The organism is Berryella intestinalis, assembly GCF_000814825.1.
Lineage (GTDB): Bacteria > Actinomycetota > Coriobacteriia > Coriobacteriales > Eggerthellaceae > Berryella > Berryella intestinalis.
The window spans coordinates 1,365,790-1,390,286 of sequence record NZ_CP009302.1; the positions used below are offsets into that span (position 1 = coordinate 1,365,790).

At 62.0% G+C, this 24,497-nt stretch carries 21 protein-coding genes, 2 tRNA genes, 1 rRNA gene and 1 other RNA gene; 4 read left to right on the forward strand and 21 right to left on the reverse strand.

Annotated elements, in window-relative coordinates:
• Nucleotides 1-131: 131 nt before the first annotated feature.
• Nucleotides 132-1,644 (reverse strand): 16S ribosomal RNA (locus JI75_RS06010).
• A gap of 473 nt (nucleotides 1,645-2,117) precedes the next feature.
• Here JI75_RS06010 and JI75_RS06015 point away from each other — a divergent pair.
• The 3 genes from JI75_RS06015 to JI75_RS06025 all read left to right on the forward strand — a co-directional run bounded on the left by JI75_RS06015 (nucleotide 2,118) and on the right by JI75_RS06025 (nucleotide 3,794).
• A complete protein-coding gene (locus tag JI75_RS06015; protein WP_052241647.1) occupies nucleotides 2,118-3,485 on the forward strand; it encodes a CCA tRNA nucleotidyltransferase in 1,368 nt (455 codons plus the stop codon).
• A 128-nt stretch (nucleotides 3,486-3,613) separates the two neighbouring features.
• Nucleotides 3,614-3,687 (forward strand) — tRNA-Gln (locus JI75_RS06020).
• 30 nt (nucleotides 3,688-3,717) lie between these two features.
• Nucleotides 3,718-3,794, forward strand: a tRNA-Glu gene (locus tag JI75_RS06025).
• Between the two features lie 253 nt (nucleotides 3,795-4,047).
• On the opposite strand, the gene JI75_RS06030 is transcribed toward JI75_RS06025, so the two are convergent.
• The 7 genes from JI75_RS06030 to JI75_RS06060 form a co-directional block, all read right to left on the reverse strand.
• Entirely contained in the window at nucleotides 4,048-4,716 is a 669-nt protein-coding gene (locus JI75_RS06030) for a hypothetical protein (RefSeq protein ID WP_158407626.1), read from the reverse strand.
• Between the two features lie 1,179 nt (nucleotides 4,717-5,895).
• Nucleotides 5,896-6,303: a zinc ribbon domain-containing protein gene (locus tag JI75_RS09445; RefSeq protein WP_420804819.1), complete on the reverse strand. Its 408-nt coding sequence runs from the start codon at nucleotides 6,301-6,303 to the stop codon at nucleotides 5,896-5,898.
• Nucleotides 6,304-6,529: 226 nt separating this feature from the next.
• On the reverse strand, nucleotides 6,530-7,927 hold the full coding sequence (locus tag JI75_RS06040; protein WP_082019787.1) for an ATP-dependent DNA helicase: 1,398 nt from the start codon (nucleotides 7,925-7,927) through the stop codon (nucleotides 6,530-6,532).
• A 1-nt stretch (nucleotide 7,928) separates the two neighbouring features.
• Nucleotides 7,929-8,450, reverse strand: coding sequence for a hypothetical protein (locus tag JI75_RS06045; protein WP_144299279.1), 522 nt, complete (start codon nucleotides 8,448-8,450; stop codon nucleotides 7,929-7,931).
• Between the two features lie 705 nt (nucleotides 8,451-9,155).
• On the reverse strand, nucleotides 9,156-9,950 hold the full coding sequence (gene thiD / locus JI75_RS06050; RefSeq protein WP_039689528.1) for a bifunctional hydroxymethylpyrimidine kinase/phosphomethylpyrimidine kinase: 795 nt from the start codon (nucleotides 9,948-9,950) through the stop codon (nucleotides 9,156-9,158).
• Between the two features lie 32 nt (nucleotides 9,951-9,982).
• Nucleotides 9,983-11,278, reverse strand: coding sequence for a phosphomethylpyrimidine synthase ThiC (gene thiC, locus JI75_RS06055; RefSeq protein WP_082019788.1), 1,296 nt, complete (start codon nucleotides 11,276-11,278; stop codon nucleotides 9,983-9,985).
• A 171-nt stretch (nucleotides 11,279-11,449) separates the two neighbouring features.
• Nucleotides 11,450-12,079 carry a thiamine diphosphokinase gene (locus JI75_RS06060; protein ID WP_039689531.1) on the reverse strand — a complete coding sequence of 210 codons (630 nt, stop codon included), beginning with the start codon at nucleotides 12,077-12,079 and terminating at the stop codon, nucleotides 11,450-11,452.
• A gap of 105 nt (nucleotides 12,080-12,184) precedes the next feature.
• Here JI75_RS06060 and rnpB point away from each other — a divergent pair.
• An RNA gene (gene rnpB, locus JI75_RS08875) (RNase P RNA component class A) lies at nucleotides 12,185-12,525 on the forward strand.
• A gap of 13 nt (nucleotides 12,526-12,538) precedes the next feature.
• Here the strand turns inward: rnpB and JI75_RS06065 are convergent.
• The 13 genes from JI75_RS06065 to JI75_RS06125 all read right to left on the reverse strand — a co-directional run bounded on the left by JI75_RS06065 (nucleotide 12,539) and on the right by JI75_RS06125 (nucleotide 24,489).
• On the reverse strand, nucleotides 12,539-12,859 hold the full coding sequence (locus JI75_RS06065) for a DUF167 family protein (protein ID WP_039689533.1): 321 nt from the start codon (nucleotides 12,857-12,859) through the stop codon (nucleotides 12,539-12,541).
• The gene (locus JI75_RS06070) at nucleotides 12,846-13,643 is read right to left on the reverse strand and encodes a DivIVA domain-containing protein (protein WP_039689535.1); all 798 of its coding nucleotides are present in this window, start codon (nucleotides 13,641-13,643) and stop codon (nucleotides 12,846-12,848) included. Before JI75_RS06070 ends, JI75_RS06065 begins: the two co-directional genes overlap by 14 nt.
• A 45-nt stretch (nucleotides 13,644-13,688) precedes the next feature.
• The gene (locus JI75_RS06075) at nucleotides 13,689-13,949 is read right to left on the reverse strand and encodes a YggT family protein (protein WP_039689537.1); all 261 of its coding nucleotides are present in this window, start codon (nucleotides 13,947-13,949) and stop codon (nucleotides 13,689-13,691) included.
• Complete coding sequence (gene proC, locus JI75_RS06080; protein WP_039689538.1) at nucleotides 13,946-14,797, reverse strand: pyrroline-5-carboxylate reductase; 852 nt, start codon at nucleotides 14,795-14,797, stop codon at nucleotides 13,946-13,948. The genes JI75_RS06075 and proC overlap by 4 nt, the downstream gene beginning before the upstream one ends.
• Nucleotides 14,797-15,606: a cell division protein SepF gene (locus JI75_RS08825; protein WP_158407628.1), complete on the reverse strand. Its 810-nt coding sequence runs from the start codon at nucleotides 15,604-15,606 to the stop codon at nucleotides 14,797-14,799. Before JI75_RS08825 ends, proC begins: the two co-directional genes overlap by 1 nt.
• Before the next feature lie 109 nt (nucleotides 15,607-15,715).
• The gene (locus JI75_RS06090; protein WP_039690686.1) at nucleotides 15,716-16,402 is read right to left on the reverse strand and encodes a YggS family pyridoxal phosphate-dependent enzyme; all 687 of its coding nucleotides are present in this window, start codon (nucleotides 16,400-16,402) and stop codon (nucleotides 15,716-15,718) included.
• Between the two features lie 5 nt (nucleotides 16,403-16,407).
• Nucleotides 16,408-17,268 carry a purine nucleoside phosphorylase YfiH/LACC1 family protein gene (locus tag JI75_RS06095; protein WP_039689541.1) on the reverse strand — a complete coding sequence of 287 codons (861 nt, stop codon included), beginning with the start codon at nucleotides 17,266-17,268 and terminating at the stop codon, nucleotides 16,408-16,410.
• 9 nt (nucleotides 17,269-17,277) lie between these two features.
• The gene (gene ftsZ, locus JI75_RS06100; protein WP_039689543.1) at nucleotides 17,278-18,438 is read right to left on the reverse strand and encodes a cell division protein FtsZ; all 1,161 of its coding nucleotides are present in this window, start codon (nucleotides 18,436-18,438) and stop codon (nucleotides 17,278-17,280) included.
• A gap of 156 nt (nucleotides 18,439-18,594) precedes the next feature.
• Nucleotides 18,595-19,602: a cell division protein FtsQ/DivIB gene (locus JI75_RS06105; protein ID WP_039689545.1), complete on the reverse strand. Its 1,008-nt coding sequence runs from the start codon at nucleotides 19,600-19,602 to the stop codon at nucleotides 18,595-18,597.
• The gene (murB, locus tag JI75_RS06110) at nucleotides 19,556-20,479 is read right to left on the reverse strand and encodes a UDP-N-acetylmuramate dehydrogenase (protein ID WP_240993141.1); all 924 of its coding nucleotides are present in this window, start codon (nucleotides 20,477-20,479) and stop codon (nucleotides 19,556-19,558) included. The genes JI75_RS06105 and murB overlap by 47 nt, the downstream gene beginning before the upstream one ends.
• Nucleotides 20,479-21,894: a UDP-N-acetylmuramate--L-alanine ligase gene (gene murC, locus JI75_RS06115; RefSeq protein WP_039689547.1), complete on the reverse strand. Its 1,416-nt coding sequence runs from the start codon at nucleotides 21,892-21,894 to the stop codon at nucleotides 20,479-20,481. Before murC ends, murB begins: the two co-directional genes overlap by 1 nt.
• A gap of 90 nt (nucleotides 21,895-21,984) precedes the next feature.
• On the reverse strand, nucleotides 21,985-23,109 hold the full coding sequence (murG, locus tag JI75_RS06120; RefSeq protein WP_039689549.1) for an undecaprenyldiphospho-muramoylpentapeptide beta-N-acetylglucosaminyltransferase: 1,125 nt from the start codon (nucleotides 23,107-23,109) through the stop codon (nucleotides 21,985-21,987).
• Nucleotides 23,110-24,489, reverse strand: coding sequence for an FtsW/RodA/SpoVE family cell cycle protein (locus tag JI75_RS06125; RefSeq protein ID WP_082019789.1), 1,380 nt, complete (start codon nucleotides 24,487-24,489; stop codon nucleotides 23,110-23,112).
• Nucleotides 24,490-24,497 lie beyond the last annotated feature (8 nt).

Consider the following 24,497-nt stretch of genomic DNA (forward strand, 5'->3'; position numbering starts at 1 on the left):
CCGCCGGCGCGTGCGCCGGCCGAGGGCCGGAGCCCTCGGAGCCGGATGCTGGGTACGGGGGCCGGACGGCGGCCCTTGTCTGTCTATCCAGGCGGGGCGCTGCCCCGTCGGACGCTCGCGCGTCTCCCTAGAAAGGAGGTGATCCAGCCGCACCTTCCGGTACGGCTACCTTGTTACGACTTCACCCCCCTTACCCTCCACACCTTCGACGCCTCCGCCCCCTAGGAGGGGTTCGGCCGGCGGCTTCGGGTGCAGACGACTCGGGTGGTGTGACGGGCGGTGTGTACAAGGCCCGGGAACGCATTCACCGCGGCGTGCTGATCCGCGATTACTAGCAACTCCGGCTTCACGGAGGCGGGTTGCAGCCTCCGATCCGAACTGGGGCCGGCTTTACGGGATTCGCTCCCCATCGCTGGGTGGCAGCCCGCTGTGCCGGCCATTGTAGCACGTGTGCGGCCCAGGGCATAAGGGGCATGATGACTTGACGTCGTCCCCGCCTTCCTCCGGTTTGTCACCGGCAGTCCCCCGCGAGTCCCCAACTGAATGCTGGCAACACGGGGCAGGGGTTGCGCTCGTTGCGGGACTTAACCCAACATCTCACGACACGAGCTGACGACAGCCATGCACCACCTGCGCTAGCTCCTTCCGGCCACGGCGTTTCCGCCGCTTCACTAGCATGTCAAGCCCTGGTAAGGTTCTTCGCGTTGCTTCGAATTAAGCCACATGCTCCGCTGCTTGTGCGGGCCCCCGTCAATTCCTTTGAGTTTTAGCCTTGCGGCCGTACTCCCCAGGCGGGGCGCTTAATGCGTTGGCTGCGGCACGGAGGGACGGTTCCCCCCACACCTAGCGCCCATCGTTTACGGCTGGGACTACCAGGGTATCTAATCCTGTTCGCTCCCCCAGCTTTCGCGCCTCAGCGTCAGTGAACGGCCCAGCAGGCTGCCTTCGCCATCGGTGTTCTTCCCGATATCTGCGCATTCCACCGCTACACCGGGAATTCCGCCTGCCTCTACCGCACTCGAGCCCGCCAGTCCGGAACCCGGCCCGAGGTTGAGCCCCGGGGTTAGAGGTTCCGCTTGGCGGGCCGCCTGCGCGCGCTTTACGCCCAATGAATCCGGATAACGCTCGCCCCCTACGTATTACCGCGGCTGCTGGCACGTAGTTAGCCGGGGCTTCTTCTGCAGGTACCGTCACGATCTTCCCTGCTGAAAGCGGTTTACAACCCGAAGGCCGTCGTCCCGCACGCGGCGTTGCTGCGTCAGGGTTGCCCCCATTGCGCAATATTCCCCACTGCTGCCTCCCGTAGGAGTCTGGGCCGTATCTCAGTCCCAATGTGGCCGGTCGGTCTCTCAACCCGGCTACCCATCGTCGGCACGGTGGGCCGTTGCCCCGCCGTCTACCTAATGGGCCGCGACCCCATCCCCCGCCGCCTGGGCTTCGCCCGGGCCCCCATGCGGGGCCCCGGGATCGTCCGGTATTAGCCGGGGTTTCCCCCGGTTGTCCCGGTGCGGAGGGCAGGTTGGTCACGTGTTACTCACCCGTTCGCCACTCTATTCACGGCCGGAGCCGTCTTAACCGTTCGACTTGCATGTGTTAGGCACGCCGCCAGCGTTCATCCTGAGCCAGGATCGAACTCTCCGTTCGAAGTAAGCTCTAAACTAAAGTAACCGCCCCTCCCCCTGCGGGGGACGGGCTGACGTGGTCCGTCTGATCCATCGGAATCTTTCTCGATTCGATCTTTCCGTATCCAGTATCCGGTTCTCAAGGTTCCGGCCGGGGCCTCCCGGCCCTGGCCCGCCTCCCGCTCCCGCGTTCGGCGCGGGGAGTGATTCTAGGGCATCCGGCGCGAGCCGTCAACCCCTCTCTTCCCCCTCGCCGGGGCCCTGCGGGCCCCCTCTCGGGGCGCGCCCTCCCCGAGCGCGGGTTGCTACTATACGCCCCCCGCCGCCCGGGCGCAACGGGGTCCCGGCGTTTGTGGAGGCTTCTCCACAAACGGGGGGAGGGAGGGGCGAGTCGAGCGAGCCTTGCCCCCGCGCTCATTCCTCCCCCTCTATATATAGGAGGATTCGAAGCCTTCGATTTATGTTACATTTTCCCCAGGAAAAGAAGGGTATGTTATGTCACTGGACCACACGTTCATCGATATCCCGCCGTACGCCCAAACCGCCTTCGAAATTCTGGAATCCGCGGGATTCGAGGCGTGGATCGTCGGCGGGTTCATCCGCGACACGCTCATGGGCCGCTCGGACAACGCGCGCGACATCGACATGGCGACGTCTGCGACATGGAGGGAAACCAAGCGGGCCTTCGTGGAAGCCGGCTTCTCGGCTCATGAGACGGGGACGGACCACGGAACGGTCACGGTGGTCGTCGATGGGCATGCGATAGAGATAACCACCTACCGCATCGACGGCATGTACACCGACTCGCGCCATCCCGACACGGTATCGCTCGCCTCCACGATCGAAGATGACCTCGCGCGAAGGGATTTCACCGTCAACGCGCTCGCCTACCATCCGCGGCGGGGGCTGATCGACCCTTACGGGGGTTTCTCCGATATCGAGGACGGGATCCTCAGAACGGTCGGCGAGCCCCTGCGCCGGTTCGGCGAGGACTCCCTGCGCATCCTGCGCGGGTGCCGGTTCGCCTCGCAGCTCGGATTCGATTTCGACCCCGTCACGTTCGAGGCCATGTGCGCCGCGAAGTCGAAAACGCTTTCGCTGTCCCGCGAGCGCGTATCACACGAGATCGATCTATTCATAACCGGCAGCCATGTCCACGATGCGCTGCTCCGCTGCATCGACGTGCTCGCCGCGGTCCTTCCCGAGCTGGTGGCCCTCAAAGGATTCGACCAGAAGTCGGTGTTCCATTGCTACGACGTCTTGGAGCATACCGCCTGGGTCGTCCACAACACCCCCGCCCATCCGCTGGTGAGATGGGCGGCCCTGCTTCACGATATCGGGAAGCCGGCCGCCTGCTACGAATCCGACGGAGCGCGGCATTTCCGCGGGCATCCGGAAATCAGCATCATCATCGGCCGGGGCCTGCTTCAGCGGCTGGGTTACTCCTCGAAGTTCACCGAGCAGGTTCTGAGCCTGGTGAAGCGCCACGACGACCGCATCGCCGCCACGCGCAAAGCCGTGAGGAGCGCCCTGCGCGATCTGGATGGGGATACCGCTCTGTTCATAGCCCTGTGCCAACTGAAAAGAGCCGACGCCATGGCGAAGGCGCCCGAATACCGGATGCGCGCCCAAACCTGCGAGTCCCTGCTCGAGATCCTCAACGAGATCCTGGCGGCCGAGGAACCCTTCACGCGCGAGGGCCTTGCCATCAACGGCAACGACGTCATCGCCCTCGGGGTTGCGCCCGGGCCCGAGGTCGCCTGTGCGCTCGACGCCGCGCTCGACGCCGTGATCGAGGAAGAGGTGGGCAATTCCCTCGACGAGCTGGTGGCTTTCGTGGAGTCCTGGGTAAGCTCGCGGTAGCCCCGCCGCGGCGAGAACATCGCTTCGGATTATTCTGAAAAAGATGCTTGACGTATGCGGCATGAGTGCGTAATATTACAACCCGCGCTTGCAACTTGAGTTTTCTCAAGTGCACATCGAGAAATCGATGGGGTGTCGTCTAATGGCAGGACAGCGGTTTCTGGTGCCGTATGTGAGGGTTCGACTCCTTCCACCCCAGCCATTCTTCGGTAAACAGCGCAAATGCCTCTGTGGCTCCGTCGTCTAGCGGTTTAGGACGCCGCCCTCTCAAGGCGGAGGTCGCCGGTTCGAATCCGGTCGGAGCTACCAGGAACTTCAAGCCAGCCGCTCGTCGGCTGGCTTTTTCTTTTCCCGTGCGGTGTCTCGAACAGAGATCTCAAAACAGGGGCTATAGGCCAAAACGTGTTGGTAAACCAGGCTATCGTCGCAGGTCAGATACTGTGTATGTACCGGCGGCACGTCCACACTATTCCATTATAAGCCCGTCATCCGGGAACGATCCCGCCATCTCGCCGTAGGGCATGGTGGCCTCGGAGTTCATGCAGCACGCCAGACCCGGCCTTTATGTGCCGGTCAGCATGCCCCTGTGGTTGCGGAGGACCTCGCGCATCCGCGCGTTGCTGCTCTCGATCTTGTTGCTGGTGGACGGGACTGGCCCGCTAGCGGCAACGTCGTCTTCCAGGAAGGCGGGCAACGCGCCCTCTCGGCACAGCTTCTCCGGGAAGCACCTGGCCTTCCTGAGCCGCTTGTGCTTGTACTGCTTCCCGCCGCCGACGATGGTCCGCCCCTTGAAAAACTCGCCCCACCCGGCGCACCAGTCGTTGAGCGACACGAGCAAGCGGGCGGCCCCGTCCTGGTCGGCGACGCGCGGCGGGTCCTTCGCGATTCCGTAGAACTCGATCCCGGACTGCAGCTTCGGGCGCGTCGTCGTGCATCGCCTCACCTGCTCGAAGGCGTGGAGGGCGCATCTCTGGACGCGCGTGCCGGGCCAATACGCGCGCCTCGCCTTCTCGATACCGCCGCTCCCGTCGCACACGAGCACGTCGGGCGGAGCGATGCGCGACATCAGGCAGTCCCGGTCCCTGGAGTTCTCGGAGCGTGCGAGGCGGCAGCCGACCGCGAAGTCGCCGGTGCACGCGACCGGCAGCACTGACCATAACTCCCAGAAGCGCGCCGTCAGATCCCGGAGGGTCCTCGCGGGCATGCCGAGCTCCGACTGCGGCTTAGCCACCTGACGAACAGCTTGAGCAGCTTGGCGGTGTCGTCGTACTTTTGCGTGGTGGATGCGCCGCACAACTTGTAGAGCCATCTCGTCCGCCCGTTGCGCTTCGTCTCGCCCCTGCACGCAGGGCACATGATCTTCTTCATCCTGCAATTGAACAACAGGATTTAACGGGCGGCTTTTTCTTGCCCGGCCTGCAGTGTCAAGGGCAAACCGGACACATATTCTTGCCGATACCCCCCAAACGTGTTGCTGTTTTGAGACGTCATCGTAGGTCAATCCATTCAAGATCCATTTATATTTGCCGCCATCCAGCTAAGTGTGTTATTGATTCTATTTACTTCCGCAGGTCGGTGGTAGAAAACATGCCATTTTGATTTCTTTAGGCCTAAAACAGGAAAACAGCGACGGGATGGGGAAAGGTCAAGCACCCTTACTACAAGGAAAACGCCAGGCGTTTCGGCAAAACGGAGACAGGATCGTGGAGATGATAATGCCTGAAGCGCAAGACAACACTCACGAAGGGACTCGGCGATGCAGCGGATCCGCTCCTTCTTTCCCCCGGCCAGCCCAATCGACACGCAGCAGCACAACACGTTCAGAGACGGACGCATGTTCAGACGAAAGTGAGCCTAAGTCTGTTCGATTCGGCCAACCGCACCGATTCGGTTACTGAAGGTCGAGATTACAAGGAGTCTGAGCAAAGCTGAATCGTGCGCGAAAATGCCACGGACACTTATCCGCCCGTGCGACGCGTACTGTTTGACCGAATCGAAGGCTCCGGACCAAAACTGAAACGAGCAGAGCAACCGACAAAGTAACGCAACAAGAAACCGAAAAGACCAGCCGCCGAGAAGATTCTGACAACGCCAGCAGAGAGATTGCCGCAAAGGTTCGGAACCAACAACAACATCGCCACCTGCAAGCAAATCAGCGAGTGGAAACAGGAGGTGATGTGGGGTCCGCATCACACAAGAACAACGCAACCTACGAAGGTTTCTTCGACGGGATGAGAGTCGAAATGCACCACAAGACTAAACGAAGGAGGGAGAACGACCCGGGGGCAATAACAGGTGGGTGTATCGACTTCCATACATAACACCGTAACATGCTGTTGATTGCTCCAGAAAAGCGCCCTTATCCCCTTTTCGACTTATAATTGTGCGTGGCTCTCTGAATAAACTGCACTTAAAACGGTATTTCTTCGTCATATGGAGAAGGTCTAGGATAATACAGTTGCGGATGCTCGGGCAAAGATAACTTGGATGAAGTGCTCGACGCTTCATCATCAATCTCCGAAATCGATCTTCCGCATATCGGACAATACTGCCAATCAACGCTTAAGGCTCTCCCGCAATTCACGCAATGCTTCTCGGGAACGGGTGTTCCGCACCTGAAACAGTATTTCCAGGCTGCCTGCACTGGTTCCCCACAGCCCACACAATACAGACTTCCGCTCACCCTCAAACTCCCCTCCTCGCCATCTTCCTCAACACTAGACGGATAATCCCAATCGTAAGAGCGCCCGCTATTGCCGTATTCCCCTTCTCCACGCTCCACCTCGCTCCAGCCATCACAATCAATTTTGCCTCCCACAGTACATTCAGAACAGTCGTCGCAGAAACTGCATCCCAAAATACTCCCTTTCCGAAAAAGACCTTACAATACACGCTCTTCACCAGGAGAGTGCTCAATCCAAGCTTTCTTGGTAGGGGCTTTCGCGCAAGGTTTCAGAGGTCAAATCCTAAACGCCTTCCTCCCAAACCAAGGAATTGCCTCATCATTCGATGGGTTCCTAAGCCGTAAACAATCACTTCCCGCACTAACCCTCATCGTCCGGCATATCAACAAGGCAGGTAGCAAGAAACTCCTTTACTTCATTGCTCGTCAATATATCATTCTTACTTATTGGTCGAGTTAAATAAAGCCGGCTCATATCTACGCAACGTGAAAGCGCGACATAGGTTTGCCCCACCTCAAACATACCTCTATCCATATCCACGCCAACCGATTGGTACGTAGCCCCTTGAGCCTTGTGTACCGTAATGGCCCAAGATAGTGTGACAGGGAACTGCACAAACTCTGCAACTTGTTTACGAGTAAGTTTTCTGCTTGCCTTATCATAAAAGTATTGCATTTTCGGCCACTTGGCTCGCCCTACTTGATAGGACGTTCCGTTGATCATGATCCAAATCGAATCTTTAGACAATCTCGAAATTTGACCGAGCGTCCCGTTTACCCACCTTCGAAAAGGATCATTCACCAACATCATCACACGAGCACCAACCTTGAGGCTAAGCTCCTTTTGCGTAGGAAATTCCCCCTCCGTAAAATTCCCTTCCACTTGAGCTTCATAAGTAAACAACGGCTCATCCTCAATGCTGTCCAACTTTGCCTTGTTTATCTCAGCAACAACGCTCTTTGTAGGAGCAATGACTATTGCCATCTTATCGTCTTCAGTTGGTATGGATGCTTCCGCCCTCTGATTGAGAAGTTGAAGGCCTTCCTTAGATATGACACCTTCCCTCACTTGATTAAGTATACTGATAAACGTGGGATCCTTCTGCCTAAATACATGCGTAAGCTCATGCACCTCAAGATTGCATTGAAATATCACGGGAGCATTGAAAAAGAATATCCCCTCGAATGTATCCTGTAAGTAATGTCTCACTTTAGAGTCTGCAACAACGGGAGGAAGCTGATATAGATCGCCAAAAAGCAGCATTTGCTTGCCGCCAAAAGGTTCGTCCGTCTCGTTTGCTTTGCGCATCACCTTATCTATGGCATCCATGATATCGGCACGAACCATAGAAACCTCATCGATCACTATCGTGTCTAAACTGCGATAGAGATCTCTTCTACTTAAGCTTTTAGCCAAGTCCCCCTCACTAAATGGAGCATAAAAAGGCAGTCGAAAAAAAGAGTGAATCGTCTGTCCACCGACATTGATAGCTGCAACACCAGTTGGAGCAACAACTACTACACTCTTCCGCGAATAGTTAACGAAGAAATTCAAAAGATATGATTTCCCTGTCCCAGCCTTCCCTGTTATAAACATATTCTTATTCGTGTTTTCCATGACATCAAACATGGTTTTCTGCTCGCGACCAAGAGAAGATGTGTCTACATTCTGAATTTGCTCATGGTTAACAGGGCTGTGATCGGCAGATTGGTTGGCTCTTCTCGCATCGAATATAGACGCTAAGCTATTTCCATTCATGCTATTCGCCCTCTCTTTCAAGAGGGAGAGACTGTTGGTGTTCTTTGTCGCGATGGATTTCAGAGAGTAAAAGTGCCAACTGTTGCGTCTTGTCTTGTTCGGATCCTTGAAAGTATTCAACGATTCTTTTCGCAGTTGTATCTCCTATACCTGGTAGCTTTTTCAACTCCTCTACCAAATTGCAAGAAACACCCATCCCCACCTTTGCTTCCACAAGCGAAAGAGGAGATGGGTTCATAGCCGTGTCAACGACAACTTCATAACCCGTGTCATTTAGGGTTAAGGAAATCTCGCGCTGCTCCTCTTCACCAGAAAGATCGCTAAGTGTTTGCAGCATCTCAGATAACTTGAGGTTATCTTCTCGGATCTGTTCGACCTCCTCCCTAAGAGACGCGAGCCTATCACCAATGAAATCATCGGTTCGAGCCATTTCCCTTAGGTAGCCTTTGAGCTTCTTCCATCGAACAGAACGAGAATATCCATCAAGGCTGATATCGGAAATACCGTTAAGGTGACTACCCATGCTAGACGACCTCCGTTTATCGAAGTTTAAGCGGACGTCACACAGGCGATAGAAGCTGTGGAAGGCATCCACCATGTCGCCAAACATTTACACAGCGTGAAAGTACACAACTGGTCGGACAGATGCCCTCCGGCATATGTACTTTCAGCGCGAGGATTAATTCCCTGCGTAAATGTTTGGCACCTTTGAGTCTACCACTCAGTCGTCATCCAAAAAAGACGACAAATAGGACAAATCCTGCGAAGAGACCAGGCTATCGATCTTTCAGTTATTCTGGATAGCTCCTGTAGCATTGCTTAACACAAAGTAAATCTATCGGCAGGTGCACCATGCACCATCAGCCATTGACACCACGAATAGATAATGCAAGTAGAATTTATATTGAATAACGATGTTCTAATCTATTAGATGGATCGTATTTACTGTATAGGACGCTTTACATGAACGGTTTGTTTTAACCCATATGCAGCATGGTATCCACTCATAAGCTGGCTTTTTCTTTTCCCCGTGCGGTCTGTCCCGAACAGAGATTTCAAAACAGGGGCTATAGGCCAAAACAGGGATGCGGACAGCAGGGCCTAGAGGGACGAACGGGTTGCCGGGCTTGCAAAGCCGCAGGCTCGCAAGGTTGCCGGGTTGCCGGGTTGCCGGGCTCGCAAGGTCGCGGGTTTGCGAGGCTGCGGGCGAAAGCAACCGCCCCGTCGCCTATCCGACAAGGCGGTTGTTCCACATGTGGTCGAGCGGACCCGAACCCTTGCCCAAATCCAAACCAGCCCCAAGCGCCCCGGTCAGATACGATTTGGCCGCGGCAACCGACTCTTCCAGCGAGCATCCGCACGCCAACCCGCAGGCGATCGCGGAAGAAAGCGTGCAGCCCGTGCCGTGCGTGTTCGGGTTGTCGACGCGTGCGGCCTTAAACCAGCGGACACCGCCGCCGAACTGCGCCAACACGTCGTTGGCGTCGTTGAGACCGTGCCCCCCTTTCACCAGCACGGCGCACCCGAACCGATCGGCCAGGGCGCAGGCGGCGCCCTCCTGGCCTTCCTCATCCTCTATCGAACGGCCCAGAAGCGCTTCGGCCTCGGGGATGTTGGGGGTGATGACGCTTGCCAGCGAGAACAGTTCGGCCGTCAGGGTTCCGACCGCGTCCTCGTCGATGAGGCGCGCGCCGCTGGTGGCCACCATCACCGGATCGACGACGACGTTTCCCGCGCCGGCGCGCCGCAAAGCGCGCGCTATGGACGCGGCGATGGGTGCGCTCGACACCATCCCGATCTTCACCGCATCGGGCCTGATGTCGGCGAACACCGCATCGATCTGCTCTTCGACGAACCGGGGGGCCACCTCGGCCACCGATGCGACCCCCAAGGTGTTCTGCGCCGTGAGGGCCGTGATGGCCGTCTGGGCGAACAGGTGCAGGCTTTCGATGGTCTTGATGTCGGCCTGTATGCCGGCCCCTCCGCTCGAGTCGGACCCCGCGATGCTGAGCACTGACTTCATGCCGCCTCCTTCGGACAGACGGTGCGCGAACCTTACAGGTCCGAGCACTCCTCCATGTTCGCAAGCGCCTGGTTCACCGTGCGCACCGCGCACATCTCCCCGCACATCGTGCAGGTTCCCTCGACCTTGGGAGGGGCGCTCTCGAAGTACCGGCGCGGTTTGACGGGGTCGAGCGCCACTTCGAACATCGCATCCCAATCGAGCGCGCGGCGGGCGCTCGCCATCTTCGCATCGGCTTCGCGGGCAAAGGGCGTCCGCTTCGCGATATCGGCCGCATGGGCCGCGATCTTCGAGGCGATGACCCCTTCGAGCACGTCGTTTGCATCCGGCAGGCGCAGATGCTCGGCCGGCGTCACGTAGCACAGGAAGTCGGCGCCGCTCGCAGCCGCTACGGCTCCCCCGATCGCAGAGGTGATGTGGTCGTATCCGGGCGCGATGTCGGTGACGAGGGGGCCGAGCACGTAGAAGGGCGCTCCGTGGCACAGCTTCTTCTGCAGCTTGACGTTCGCTTCGATCTCGTCGATGGCCATATGGCCCGGTCCCTCGACGATAACCTGCACGCCGCCGTCCCACGCGCGCTTCGTCAGCTTGCCCAGCTCGATGAGCTCGGATATCTGGGAGGCGTCCGTCGCATCGTCGATGCATCCCGGGCGCAGCGCATCGCCCAGGCTGATGGTCACGTCGTAGCGGCGCAGGATCTCGAGCAGGCGGTCGTAATGCTCGAAGAAGGGGTTCTCGTTTCCCGTCGCCTGCATCCAGGCGAACACCAGCGAGCCTCCCCTGCTCACGATGTTCAAAGAGCGCCCGGTCTCCCTGAACGACTCGAGGGCGCGCCGGTTCAAGCCCGCATGGATGGTCATGAAGTCCACCCCATCGACGGCATGCGCCTCGATCACCGACAGAAAATCGTCGGCGGTTATCCGCTCGAGCGGCTTGTCGAGGTGGCCGATCGCATCGTAGAGGGGAACCGTCCCGATCATCGCCGTCGATTTCTCGATGAGCGCCGAGCGGAACGGATGGGTCTTCCCGCAATTGGAAAGGTCCATGATCGATTCGGCTCCGTTTTCGAGCGCGATGCGGACCTTCTCCCATTCCTCGGGAAAGTCGGCCCTGTCCCCGGATACGCCCAGGTTGACGTTGATCTTGGTGCGCAGGCCCTCGCCCACCCCCTCGGGATCGAGCGTGCGATGGTTCACGTTGGCGGGAATGGCGATCCTTCCCTGAGCGACCTTTTCCCTGATGAATTCAGGGCTGCGGTGCTCTTTGCGGGCGACGATGCGCATCTGCTCGGTTATGTTCCCGGCGCGCGCGGCCTCAAGCTGCGTCATAATGCTCCCTTCGTTGGCATTACCCATATCAGGTCGAGGGTCGAGGCCGTTTCGCGGGCCTCCTCTCAGCCCGCCGCCGCCATCGCGCACGCGAGCTCCCCTGTCCGCCCGAGGCGGATGCAACGATTATAGGCAACCGGTCGAAAAGATCGGCGCCGAAGGAGGGAAAAATCAGCCCAGCGGATAGAAGACGAAGATGCTCCCCTTCTCCAAGCCCACCATGGCGGGCTCGCCCATAAGCTCGTTCGAGAGGCCGCGCGAAGTCCGGTTCGTCAGCGTCTCGTCGTTGAAGGCGTAGCGCAGACCGCGCTCGATGACGCCATGAGCCTCGTCGCTGGCGGAGAATACCGAGACGGTGCCCGACGGGAGGTTCGGCAAGTCGAACGCATCGGGACCGACCAAAACGCGCAGGGCCGAACCGAGATCGATCGCCACCACGTCCATACCCTCTTCGGCGAACTTGGCGAACAGCTGGAGGTTGGCGAGCGTGTGATCGAGGCGCCCGCCCAAAGCCCCGTACACGAACACCTCGGAATAGCGGCGCGTCTTCACGCGCTCGAGGGCGAGCTCGAGATCGCTCTGGTCCTTCATGACCGGATGCTTGGAAACGCGGGCGCAATCGGGAACGTATCCGAGCGAATCGAAGTCGCCCAGCGCCATATCGGCCTTGCGCCCCAGGGAGACGAGGTGGGCCCAACCGCCATCAACCGCGTACACTTCATCGAAGAAACCCTGATCGTCAAGCGATTTGAAGTGGTCGGCGTTGAAATCCGAGGCGGCAACGACTGCGCATACGCTCATAGGGGACGGTCCAATCGATCGGTTTCGACGCGCGCAACATGGAGGTTTGCGCCTGATCGGACGCATCCCGCGCGCACTGCCATCGGTTTGCTAGAATAGCATACTCGAGTGGGTCAGACGGTCGCATGCATCGCATGAGGAAAGTCCGGGCTCCCAAGGGCAAGGTGCCAGCTAACAGCTGGGCGGGGCGACCCGACGGAAAGTGCCACAGAAAAGAAAACTCCCGCCGTTTTGCGGCGAGACAAGCTGAAACGGTGCGGTAAAAGCGCACCAGCGCGTCGGTAACGGCGCGGCTTGGCAAACCCCACCTGGAGCAAACGCAAATAGGAACGCGATACGGCCGCCCTTCCGTGCGTTCGGGTTGCGCGCTCGATACGTGCGGTGACGCACGTCCTAGATAAATGGCCGTCCAACGACAGAACCCGGCTTACCGACCCACTCGATCCCTGGCAGGACGGCTCAGCGACCCTCGAGCACCTGCAGCCCTTCCAACCAACCTTGCAGAGCCTCGGCGTCGACCTGGATGTCCAGGCGCTTGTGCCGCGACGTCTCCCCCGAGGCGACGCTCACGCGGGTCTTTCCGATGCGCAGCTGCTTGGCCACCAGATTGCACACCGCCTTGTTCGCCCTGCCCTTGTCGGGGGGAGCCGTGACGCGCACACGGACCTCAGGGGAACCGTCTGCCCTAATGACGAGCCCCACAACCTCGTCACGCCCCGAACGGGGCGTGACGAGGAAGTTAAGTTGGCTGAAAGACGGAACCGGCTTAGTCGGGGTCATCGAAATCGAAGTCGTCGTCGGCGTCACCGAAACCGGACAGGTCCTTCTCGAAGTAAGAGGAAGATCCGCCGGCTGCGGTAGCCGCCCCGCCTGCGGCAAACGACGCAGCGGCCGCGGTGGCCGCGGGAGACGCAGCGCGCTGGCTCGCCACCTCGGGCGCTCCGGGGGTGATGAGGGGAGCCACCTCGCTCGTGAAGCTCGATGCGCTGCGGGGGGCGTTCTCGTCGATCTCGTTGAGCTTGCGCGAAGCATCCCCGATGAAGTCGGAGAGGAGGTTGCGGTAATCGGCGCGCACGTTCTCGCGGGCGTTCTCGAGCGCGCGCGTGGACTCGACGACCTTCTGGCGCTCGGCCTCCGCCTTGCTGACGATGCGCTCAGCCTCGGCGTCGGCGTCCTGGACGATCGTGGAAGCCTGCGAGCGAGCGTTGGCCACGATGTCGTCGGCGGAGCGCTGCGCGACGATGAGCGCCTGCGAAATAGCGGTGTCGTTGGCCGATTTCTCGGCCAGCTTGCGCTCGAGGTCGGCGATGCGCTCCTGAAGCACGACGGTGTCGGCGTCGGAGGCGGCCGAAGCGGCAACCGGGGCGACCGCTTGCGTGAGGCCGGGCTCCGCCACGTCTTCGCGCGCCTGCTCGAGCTGGAGCTTCAGGCTTTCCACCTGAGCGTTCAAAGCGCCGATCTCGTCGGCGACATGTTCGAGGAACACGTCCACTTCGTCGACGTCGTAACCTTTGCGATCGATCGAGAAGCTCTGGTTATGGATGTCTTCCGAAGTAATGGCCATCTGAAAGTCCCTTCGTTTGGCCCGCCTTGCGCGAGCGTGACTACGTTAAAAAAGCCTGATTATCAAACGTACCCCGAATTGTAATACAAGCAGGGCGACAATGGGCGTCACATCCACCATTCCTCCAATGGGGGGAATGAGCCTGCGGAACAGGTTCAGGTACGGATCGCACACCTTCCCCAAAACGCGGTAGATGTCGCCGATGATTCCCGACGACGTGGGAATCCAGGACATGAGGACGTAGATGAAGATGATCGTGCTGTAGGCGTCGGCAAGCGACACCAAAAGGTACTTGAGAGAGATCACTGAACATTTCCTAACTCTTTGGAACGACGGGCGGCGGCCGCGACGGCGGCTCTCACCGCTTCGGGAAAGCCCGCTTGCACCATCGCATCGAGCGCAGCGACGGTCGTGCCGTTGGGGCTGCAGATCGATGCGCGCGTCTGTTCGGGGCCGATCCGGCGCTCGAGCATGTAGCGCGCCGTCCCGTACACGGTCTGCAGCGCGAAACGCTCGGCGGTTTCGGCGTCGAGGCCCTCTCCGATGGCGGCGTCGCGCATCGATTCGACCATGAGCGCAACGTAGGCCGGACCCGAGCCGCTGAGCGCGCACACGGCATCCATATCGGATTCGGGGACGATCTGCGCTACCCCCAGGCAGCCGAACAGATCGCGCACGAACGCGACGTCCTCGGATGCGCACGCCGCGCCTCCGCACACGCCCGACGCACCCTGCGCCACCATAAGGGGCATGTTCGGCATGACCCTCACCACGCGCGCGCCTTCGAACAACATGCCTTCGATCGCGGCGGTGGACAGCCCCGCGGCGATCGAGACGAACACAGATGAGCGCATGCGGTCGCCCGTCGGGTCCGCACGCTTCAAATCAGCCAAGACACAGGGAACCACCTGCGGTTTCACGCCGATGACGACGATGTCTGCCGAAAGCGCCTCGGACAGGTCGAGCGTGCACGCGATGCCGTACGCGCGCCGAAGCTGATCGCAGCGCTCCTGGCTCCGATTGACCGCAAGCAGGTTTCGCGCTCCGATGGTACCGGCCGGGGGTTTAGAGCAGTCGAGCCAACCGGAGACGAGCGCCTCCCCCATTTTGCCCGCACCGACGATGGCGATGCGAGCGTCGTGCGAAAGGGCCATTACAGCACACCCTGCTTGCGCAGCGCCGAGAGCTCGGCGAACGTGAGCGCAGCCCCCTTGCAGATAGCGTAGACCTTGTCCCCGGGATACTCGACCTGGGCCTCGAGCGCGCTGCTGACGCCGAACGAGAAATCGAGGATGCGCTTTGACAGATCGTCGGGCGTGTTCTTGAGGGCGATGACGACCACGTCGCCCGAGCGGACGATCTTGGCGACCCGCTCGACGTCCCCGTAGCTGGAAGGCCGCAGCACCGAGATGCCGCGCTTGGGGGCGCGGGGGGCTTCCCCGGAAGAAGGCACCCGTTCGGAAGCGGGTTTTCTGTCTGCGGCGTCTGAAGACGTGGACGAGAACAGATTGTTCAAACCGCCCGCCGCGCGCGCTTCCGAGCTGCGCTCGACCCGATCGCGCGGAGACGAGGCCGCCGGGGCGGCGTTATCGACCATCATGCGGCCGGAAGCCGACACCGACGGCACGGATTCCGCCTCTTTGAGCGGATCGTGCCCGAGGCGGCTCGCGGGGCGCTTCATATCCTTTTTTGACACCAGCGGGGGAAACTCGCTGGTAGGCGCGTTGGCGCTGCGTTCGTAGGCGTCCTCCGAATAACGGTAGCCCGGCCCGTATTCCGCGAACTCCTCGGCAACCGCCTCATCGGCTGCGAACTCGGCGTCGTCGGTGCGACGCTCCGACCGTGCCGTGCGCGTCCGCGTGCGCGAGCGGGCGGGAGCTGCGGGTTCATCGCCGAACCCAAGGCGGGACTTGATGGTTCCGAGGAAACCCCCGTCGCCGTCCGAAGCGTTGAAGCCTGCCATAGCCATCACCTGTCTCTTTCGTTTCAATGCTGCGTTTACCCGCGTTTCACGATAGAAACGAGTCTAACGCAGCTGGCGCGCTCATCGACCGTTATCTTCGGCGCAGGCCTCAGAATTCTTCGCTGAAGATGGCGCGGCCCACCCGTATTATGGTAGCCCCGGCGTAGACCGCTTCCCTCCAGTCCTCGCTCATACCCATGGAAAGCTCATCGACCTCGGCCGCCATCTTGTCGTCGAGCTGGGAGCACAGAAGCTCTTTGAGGTAGGCCAGCTCTTCGAACACCTCGCGCGCGCGGTCGAGGTCTCCCTGGGGAGCCATGGTCATGAGCCCGCGCAGCCGCACGTGGTCAAGTTCGCCCAGCTGCTGGGCGAACTCAACCACCTCGCGCGGGTTCAGCCCGCTTTTCGACTCCTCGCCCGAGACGTTCACCTCGATGAGGACGTCTTGCACGATACCCTTCTCCTGCGCGACGTCGTTTATCTTCTGCGCGTGCTTGAACTGGTAAAGGGAGTGGATGAGCGATGCGCGGCCCACGATGTCCACGATGCGGCGGGACTGGATGTTGCCGATGAAGTGCCAGCGCTTGTCGGGGAAGGCGTCGGCCTTCTCGATAAGCCCCTCGGGGCGGTTCTCGCCGAAGTCGGACGCCCCTCCCTCGATGGCGCTCGCGACCTCGTCGGTGCCGACCGTCTTCGACACCGCGACCAGATGGACGGTTTCGAAGGGTCGCCCCGCATCCTCGCAAACCGATTCAAGTTCCTCTCGTACGCTTCGATAGCGTTCTCGAGCGCTCACCTCTATCACCTTTCTTCCCGATAGGCGACGGCCCCGTGCCGTCCGCAGACACCGCCCGAACGGCGGTAAGAGAAATACTCGTCCGAACGATCGAACGTGCAGATACCCGCATCGCAAACGCGCTTCGGATCGACGCCCGCCGAAACGAGGTCGGCCCTCACCGCTTGCCCCAGATCGATATGGCGCTCATCGGGCGCGACAGACGGCCCGAACCTCGCGACGAACGCGTCGCGCACGTCCGCAGACGTCTCGAACGCCGCCGCGTGGATGTACGGGCCGATATAGGCGTTGAAAAGCGAACAGCGCTCATCTTCCGGCACCGCAGCCAGGGCGGCGTCGTCGCGCGCGAGGCGCCGCGCCGCTGCGCCGGCGATGCCCGCAAGCGCTCCGCGCCACCCGGCATGGACGACGGAGAAGGCACCTGTCGGGGACACCAGCACAAGGGGCAGGCAGTCGGCGAAGTTCAGCAGGACGGGGACGCCGCAGGCCGTGCACACGACCCCGTCGCAACCCGATTCGAGGTCGGCCCGCACGCCATCGAGGTCGCGCACCGCGACGTCGTCTACGCACACCAGACGGTCGCCGTGAACCTGATGGGGAACGACCAGCGAAGCCGCGGGAAACCCCAGGGCCGAAGCGAGGCGCGCACGGTTCTCGTCGACCGCGCACGGATCGTCGGAAACATGGGACCCCAGGTTGAGCGCGGCGTACGGCCCTGTGCTGGCGCCGCCTTTGCGGCCGGTAAAAGCAATGCGCACACCGACGGCGCCGTACAGGGCGTCATCGGTGAGCGCATCAATGCGATGCGCGCCTTGAAGGCGCGCATCGAGCGTTGGAGAAGGCAAGCCGGATAAGGGAACTTCCATGCTCGTCGGTTAGCGCTGACGCTTGAGGAAGTCGGGAATGTAGTCCTCGTCGGCAAACCGACTCGCACCCGCACCCTGCGTCCCGCGCTGGGAGGCCGGCGTGGAATAGGCCGACGCGCCCGACGAGTACGCGGAAACCGAGGCGCTGGCCGCCGATTCCTGCGAGGTGGAGGCGAAGAGATCCTTGCGGGCGAAGTCGATCGCCGACTGGCTCTCGACGGTCTTGAACCCGGTCGCGATGACGGTGATGCGGATGGTGTCGCCCATCTTCTCGTCGACGATCTGACCGTAGATGATGTTGGCGTTCTCGTCGGCGCAGGCCTCGACGGTGCGCGCCGCAGCGTCGACCTCGGTAAGGGTCAGATCGGGGCCGCCGGCGATGGAGAACAGCACGCGCGAGGCTCCGGCGATGGAGGCCTCGAGCAGATTGGAGTTGGTCGCCTGGGTGGCGGCTTCGAGGGCGCGGTTCTCGCCCGACGCGATGCCGATGCCCATCATGGCCGTTCCCGCATCCTTCATGACGGTGCGGATGTCGGCGAAGTCGAGGTTGATGAGACCGGGGATGGTGATGAGGTCGGTGACGCCCTGGATACCCTGGCGCAGCGTGTCGTCGGCGATGCGGAACGCATCGAGCATGCTGGTCTTCTTGTCGACCACCTCGAGCAGGCGGTCGTTGGGGATGACGATGAGGGTGTCGACCTTCTGGGAGAGCAGCTCGACGCCCTGCTCGGCTTGGTTGCGACGGGTGCGGCCTTCGAACGAGAAGGGCTTGGTCACGATACCCACGGTAAGCGCGCCGATCTCCTCGCGCGCGATCTCGGCCACGACCGGTGCGGCACCGGTACCGGTTCCGCCGCCCTCGCCCGCCGTGACGAAGACCATGTCGGCCTCGGCCAGCGCCGCGCGGATCTCCTCGCGGCTCTCTTCGGCCGCCTGGCATCCCACCTCGGGATTGGCGCCGGCACCCAGGCCGCGGGTGAGGTCTTCGCCGATATGGATGGTGCGATCGGCGTCGGACATCAAAAGCGCCTGGTGATCGGTATTCACCGCGATGAACTCAACGCCGCGCACACCGGCTTCGACCATACGATTGACGGCGTTGGTGCCACCGCCGCCGACGCCGACGACCTTGATGACCGCCAGATTATCAGAGCCAACCTTGTTGGGCATTGTATCCTCCACACCTAAATTGCTTTTGAGCTGCGTTTCCTTAGAGCGACATCCCGCAAGACGCCTTGTTGCTGACCAATTTTACACGATGATCATGCATTTGCAACGAACACGGGCCCGTTGAACCGCACATGAACACACGAAAACGCGGAAACGCTACGAAAGGGCGCGCCAGGTGGGGTTGGAAACGGAGCGCACGTTGATGTAGGAGACCTTGCCCTTGTTCTCCTCGATGATCTTCAAGACGACGCGCTCTTTGTCGCGGATCCCCTCGGCTTTGCCGAAGGCTATCTCGATGCCATCGTCCAAGATCAGCGTGGTTTCCTCTTCTCCGGCAGCCGAAACCGTCTTCACCTTGCCCGCAAGCTCGGTGGTCATCCCGCCCACGATGTCGAGCGCGTTCAAAACGTTGCTGTCGGTGCACTTCTGACCGATCTCGGCCTTGGTTCCGAACGGGACGTCGGTGATGTGGAGCGCGGCGTCGGCATCTTCGTACACTTTCGAGCTGGTGGTGCTCGCCCCGGCGCTGCCCTTCTCGGGGATGGGCATGAGCCAGATATGATCGGACGAGATCGCCCACTGTTTGATGGATTTCGCGTCGGTCGAGGGAACCTCGACGACCGCCGACACGGTTCTCTCGGTTACGGAGATCTCGAGCGTATGGGGGAACTTGCGGGAAACGGACACCCCCGCAACCCAGGCGTTTCGCCTGACGCGCTCCTCGATGGCGGCCGTATCCACATCGAGCAGGGTCGAGCCCGCGGGAACGTTCGCGAGCTTGGCCATGTCGTCTGCGGTCAGATGCTCGACGCCGACGACGCTCACCTGGTCGATGGAAAAGACGCTCGACGAGCGCAGGATGAAGAACGCAACCATGATCACCGCGATGACGGCGGCGACGGCTCCGATGCGCAAGACGAAGGCGCGCGAGCGCTCTTGCGCGCGCATCATCCGCTCGCTGCGCGCCACATCTCCCACGCGCACCGAGTCGTAGCCGTTGCGCGCAGAGCGGCCGGAACGGGGCGCACGGGAGGAAGACGCCGCGCGTCCGCCGGGTATCACCTGGTAATCGGAGCGACCCGATCGGCTGCGGGAAGACGCCGCGGAGCCGCGCGGCCTACGCGAAGCCGAGGAATCTGACTTCCGGTTGTAATTCGACGCCATGGACTTCGTGCACCTTCGCCTGGATCTGCTTGATAAGACGGACTACATCGTATGCGGTCGCACCGTCGGCGTTCACGATGAAGTTAGCGTGGACGCCCGAGACCTCGGCGCCTCCGACGCGGCATCCCTTCAGACCGCACGACTCGATGAGCTGCGCTGCGGATGCCCCTTCGGGATTGCGGAACACGCTTCCGCACGAAGGCAGCGACAGCGGCTGCGCCTTGCTGCGACGCGACAGGGACGCCTCCATCTTACCCCGAATGTAAAAGGGGTCGACGGGCTTTACCGAAAGTTCGCATTCGACGACGACTTCGTCGACGGGTATGCTGCTGCGCCGATAATCCCAGAACAGCTGGTCGGAAGCATAGCGCTTCAACCCCTCGCTCGGATGGACCGTCGTGACGCTTCGAACGCTCGATCCGATCCATTCCCGCCTGGTGCCCGCGTTCATCCTCAGCGCGCCGCCGACGGTGCCCGGCGTGCCCACCGCGAACTCCAGGCCTCCCAGAGAGCGGCGGAACAGCTCGTGGATCAGAGCCGACAGGGAATGGCCCGCGCCCACGGCGACGACCTGCGCCGCCTCGTCGTGGTTCAGCATGCGGAAATCGCGTCCGAGCGTGACGACGACGCCGGGAAACCCCTCGTCGGAGACGAGCAAGTTGCTGCCCTTTCCCACGACGTACCAGGAAACGCCCGAGCTCTCGCACACGCCCAGCAGCGCCCTGAGCGCTCCGACCGAATCGACCTGCACGAAGAAGCGCGCCGGACCCCCGATGCGGTACGTCGTGTGACGGGCCATGGGCTCGTTGGGGTACACCTCGCCGTCGAACGACTCGTCGACGAGCAGGGACTGCAGTTCGCTTGCGTGGCGCGCCACTAGCCCTCACGCGCTTTCAGGGCCTCGATGATCTGCGGGCCTATGGCCGTGACGTCGCCGGCTCCCATGGTGATCACCAGATCGCCCGCCGAGACCTTGCCCACCATCTCGCCGACCGTGTCGATGCGCCGCGGCACGTAGCTCGCCTCGGGATGGGAGGGGTTGTCCAGCACGACGTTGAGGAACGCCTTGCCGTTCACCCCCGGGACCGGGGATTCTCCGGCGGAGTACACGTCCATGAACGTCACGGTGTCGGCCGCGTCGAACGCGACGCTGAACTCGTCGTGGAGAACCTCGGCGAACAGGCCGATGCGCGAGTAGCGGTGCGGCTGGAACAGGACGTGGACCTTGCCGTACCCCAGCTGGGACGCCGCTTTGACCGTCGCGGCGATCTCGGTGGGATGATGGGCGTAGTCGTCGACCACGGTGACGCCCGCAGCCTCGCCCACCAAATCGAAGCGGCGCTTGACGCCGCGGAAATCGGACAGGGCCGAAACCGCGGCGGCCGCGTCGTATCCCAGCGCGTCGATGAGCACGACGACCCCGGCGGCGTTCGATACGTTATGAGCCCCCGGGTTCTGGGGGACGGACCCCTCGAGCACGCGGCCGTCCGGAAACGCCAGACGGTAGGCGCTGCCGACCCCATGCGGCTCGTACGACTCGATGCGCACGTCGCAGGACTCCGAGAAACCGTAGGTGATGGTGGCGCGTCCCGACGCGCGGGCGATGCGCACCAGTTCGGCATCGTCTCCGCAGACCACCGCGATGCCGCTTTCCGCAGGCACCGATCCGATGAACGCGGCGAACTTCTCCTTGATCTCTTCGAGGTCGCGGTAGTGGTCGAGGTGGTCGGCCTCGATGTTGGTGACCAGAACGGCAGCGGGAGACAGGTACGTGAACGACTTGTCGCTCTCGTCCGCCTCGACCACGTAGAAACGGCCCGATCCCGAATGCGCGTTGGTTCCGTAGGCGCGCACGATGCCGCCGATGAGGAACGTGGGATCCATGCCCATGTCGTCCAGCGCGCTTGCCAGCATAGACGACGTGGTGGTCTTGCCATGCGTGCCGGCAACCGCCAAGGTGTCCAGCCCCACGCCCAGATACGCCAGCATGCGGGCCCGGTGCCACACCTCGATGCCGCGCGCGCGTGCCGAGGCGAGTTCGGGGTTGGACTCCATGACTGCCGTGCTGACCACTACCACGTCGGGGGCCGCCTCGCCGGATGCGACGTTATCCTCGGCGTGGCCGATGAACACCTCGACGCCCGCCTCGCGCAGCTGCTTGGTGTAGCGGCTGTCCTTGATGTCGGATCCGGTAACGCGAATACCCTGGTCGTGGGCAACGAGTGCGATGCCGCTCATGCCGACGCCGCCGATGCCTATGAAGTGAACCGATTCGATACGTCTTTCGTCCATGTCCTGGTTCCTCGTCTGAGTTCCGTTGAAAAATCCCCCGCCATTATAGCGGTAGCCCGCGGTTTCGGATCCGCAGCGGTCAGGCGCCGATCAGCCCTCGGCGCCGCGCGTGCGCGCCCGCGATGCCGCCGCCCGCTCGACCGCGTCGGCCAGAAGCGAGGCCGCATCCGCGGCGTTCAGCCCCCGAGCCGCCGCCGTCATCGACGCGCGCATCGATTCGTCCTCGATCAGACGGCAGAGCGCCGATTCGAACTGCGGGGTGTCGACCTGATCGTCGGCGATGCACAGCGCACAGCCCGCATCCACGTACGAGCGGGCGTTCATCGTCTGATGGTCGGCCGTCGCATGGGGAAACGGCACCAGCACGGCGGGGATCGCGCGAGCCGAGATCTCGGCGAGCGATGTGGCTCCCGCGCGCGACACGATCGCATCGGCGGCGGCCATGCACTTGCCCATCTCGTTCTGGTATCCGAACAGGTGCCAGCGCTGCGCCTGGTCCGGGGTAAGCGCGAGGCGCTCCCCGACCGCATCGAGCTCTTTGGGCCCGGTCACGTGCACCACGTGCAGAGACGGATGGGACAGCAGCCTGTCTTTCAGGGCCGCGACGGCGCCGTTCAGGTGCCGGGCTCCCAGACTGCCCCCCGTTACGAGCAAGACAAGCGCATCGTCGGGAATGCCCAGCATCTCCCTGCCCTCTTCCCGCGTCGCCGACAGCACCGAGGCGCGCACGGGGTTGCCGGTCACGACGGTCGGTCCGAGCCCTCTGACCCCTTCGGCCGCCTCCCCGTACGTCAGGCAGACCGCATCGGCCCGCTTGCCCAGATAGCGGTTGGCCAGGCCCATCACCGAGTTCTGCTCGTGGACGACGAGGGGGATGCGGCGCTTGAGGGCGGCGCGACCCACCGGAATGCACACGTAGCCGCCGAACACCGCCACCGCGTCGGGATCGATCCGGTCGAACCACGCAACGGCCCGTTTAGTGCTGCGCGCTATGCGCGCTATGCCCTGGGGAAGCGACGCGGGATGGGCCCGGTCGAACCCGCTGGCCTCGAACGCCTCGTAGGAAAGGCCCGCTTCGACGGCCAGACGGGCCTCGATTCCCCGGGGGGTTCCGGCGAAGAACACCTCGTGCCCGCGCACCTCCAGCGTTTCTGCCAGCGCGAGGGCGGGATTGATGTGGCCCGCCGTGCCCCCGCCCGATAAAACGATACGCATCTAACGACCCCTTCGATCCGACCGCCGCGACCGCCGCGGCGAAACGCTTCCCTCACCCGACCGCGCGCCCGCGCCCCCAAGCGCCGCCGAGGCGGAAGGGCGCTTGCCCGACCAGGTTGCTCGGCCGCGATCGACCGAACGGGCAACCGAGTCCCACAGCGCGGCGCCCCCGCGGCCGCCGCCGGCTTCGGCGGACCCTCCCGTCTTCACGATACGCAGGTTGTCGCGGCGTTTGGAGTACACGGTCTCGCCCGAAGCGCGCGAGACCGACAGGATGATTCCCACCATGATGAACGAGCTGATGAGCGACGATCCTCCCGAGGATATGAACGGGAGCGGCTTTCCCGTCGTGGGGAACACCCCGATGACGCAGCCGATGTTCAAGAACGCCTGAGCCACCAGCATCATCGTCAGGCTGCCGGCGACCATCGAGGCGAAGTCGTCCGGCGCGTGGCGCGCCACCTGCAGGCCCGCCCAGAGAAGGCCCAAAAACAGGCCGATGACGATCAGGCAGCCCAGAAGGCCGAACTCCTCGCCGATCACCGCGAAGATGAAGTCGGTTTCGGACTCGGGCAGGTAGAGGAACTTCTCGCGCGAGTTGCCCAGTCCCGAGCCGAACAGGCCCCCTTGGGAAAACGCGTAGTACGAATGGATGATCTGGTAGCCCGCGCCGCGGCCGCCCTCCCCGTCGTTCCACGGATCGAGGTAGAGCATGCGGCCGGAGCGGTACTGCGTGGTGACGATGGACGCGACAACCAAAAGGGCCCCCACGACCACGGTCGCCGCGATGACCTTCCACGGGACCTCGCCCAACCAAAGGACCCCGATGATACCGGCCGCGATGATGGCCGTCGTCCCCAGATCCGACTGGGTCCTGTAGAGGAACAGCAGCGGAACGAGCAGGCCCAAAACCAGGCGCACCGCGAACTTCCTCATGTCGATATCGCCCGAACGCAGGCGGCTCAGCAGACGAGCCATGCCGATGACCAGGACGAACTTGACGAACTCGGAGGGCTGGATGCTGTGGGACCCGATGTAGAGCCAGCGTTTGGCGCCCAAGCTGACCGTTCCCGAAACCGCCACCGCGACCAGCATCAAGACGGCGACGCCCCACACCGCGTAGAACAGCGGCGAGCGCCACAGCTCGTACGGGACGAAGCGCCAGAAGACGAACCCCGCAGCGATGCCGAGGCCCGCGAAAACCAGCTGGTCTTTCAGGTACGATGCCGCCGACGCCTGCTCGCTGATGGCCGAAGGCGCCGAAGCCGAGTACACCATCACCAGCCCGATGAGGGTCAAAGCGAGGGTCAGCATCAGGATGGCCAGACGGGGGCCGGCGATATGGGCCGATGTGTCCTGGGGCGGGCGAAGAAGCGACATGGCCCGTC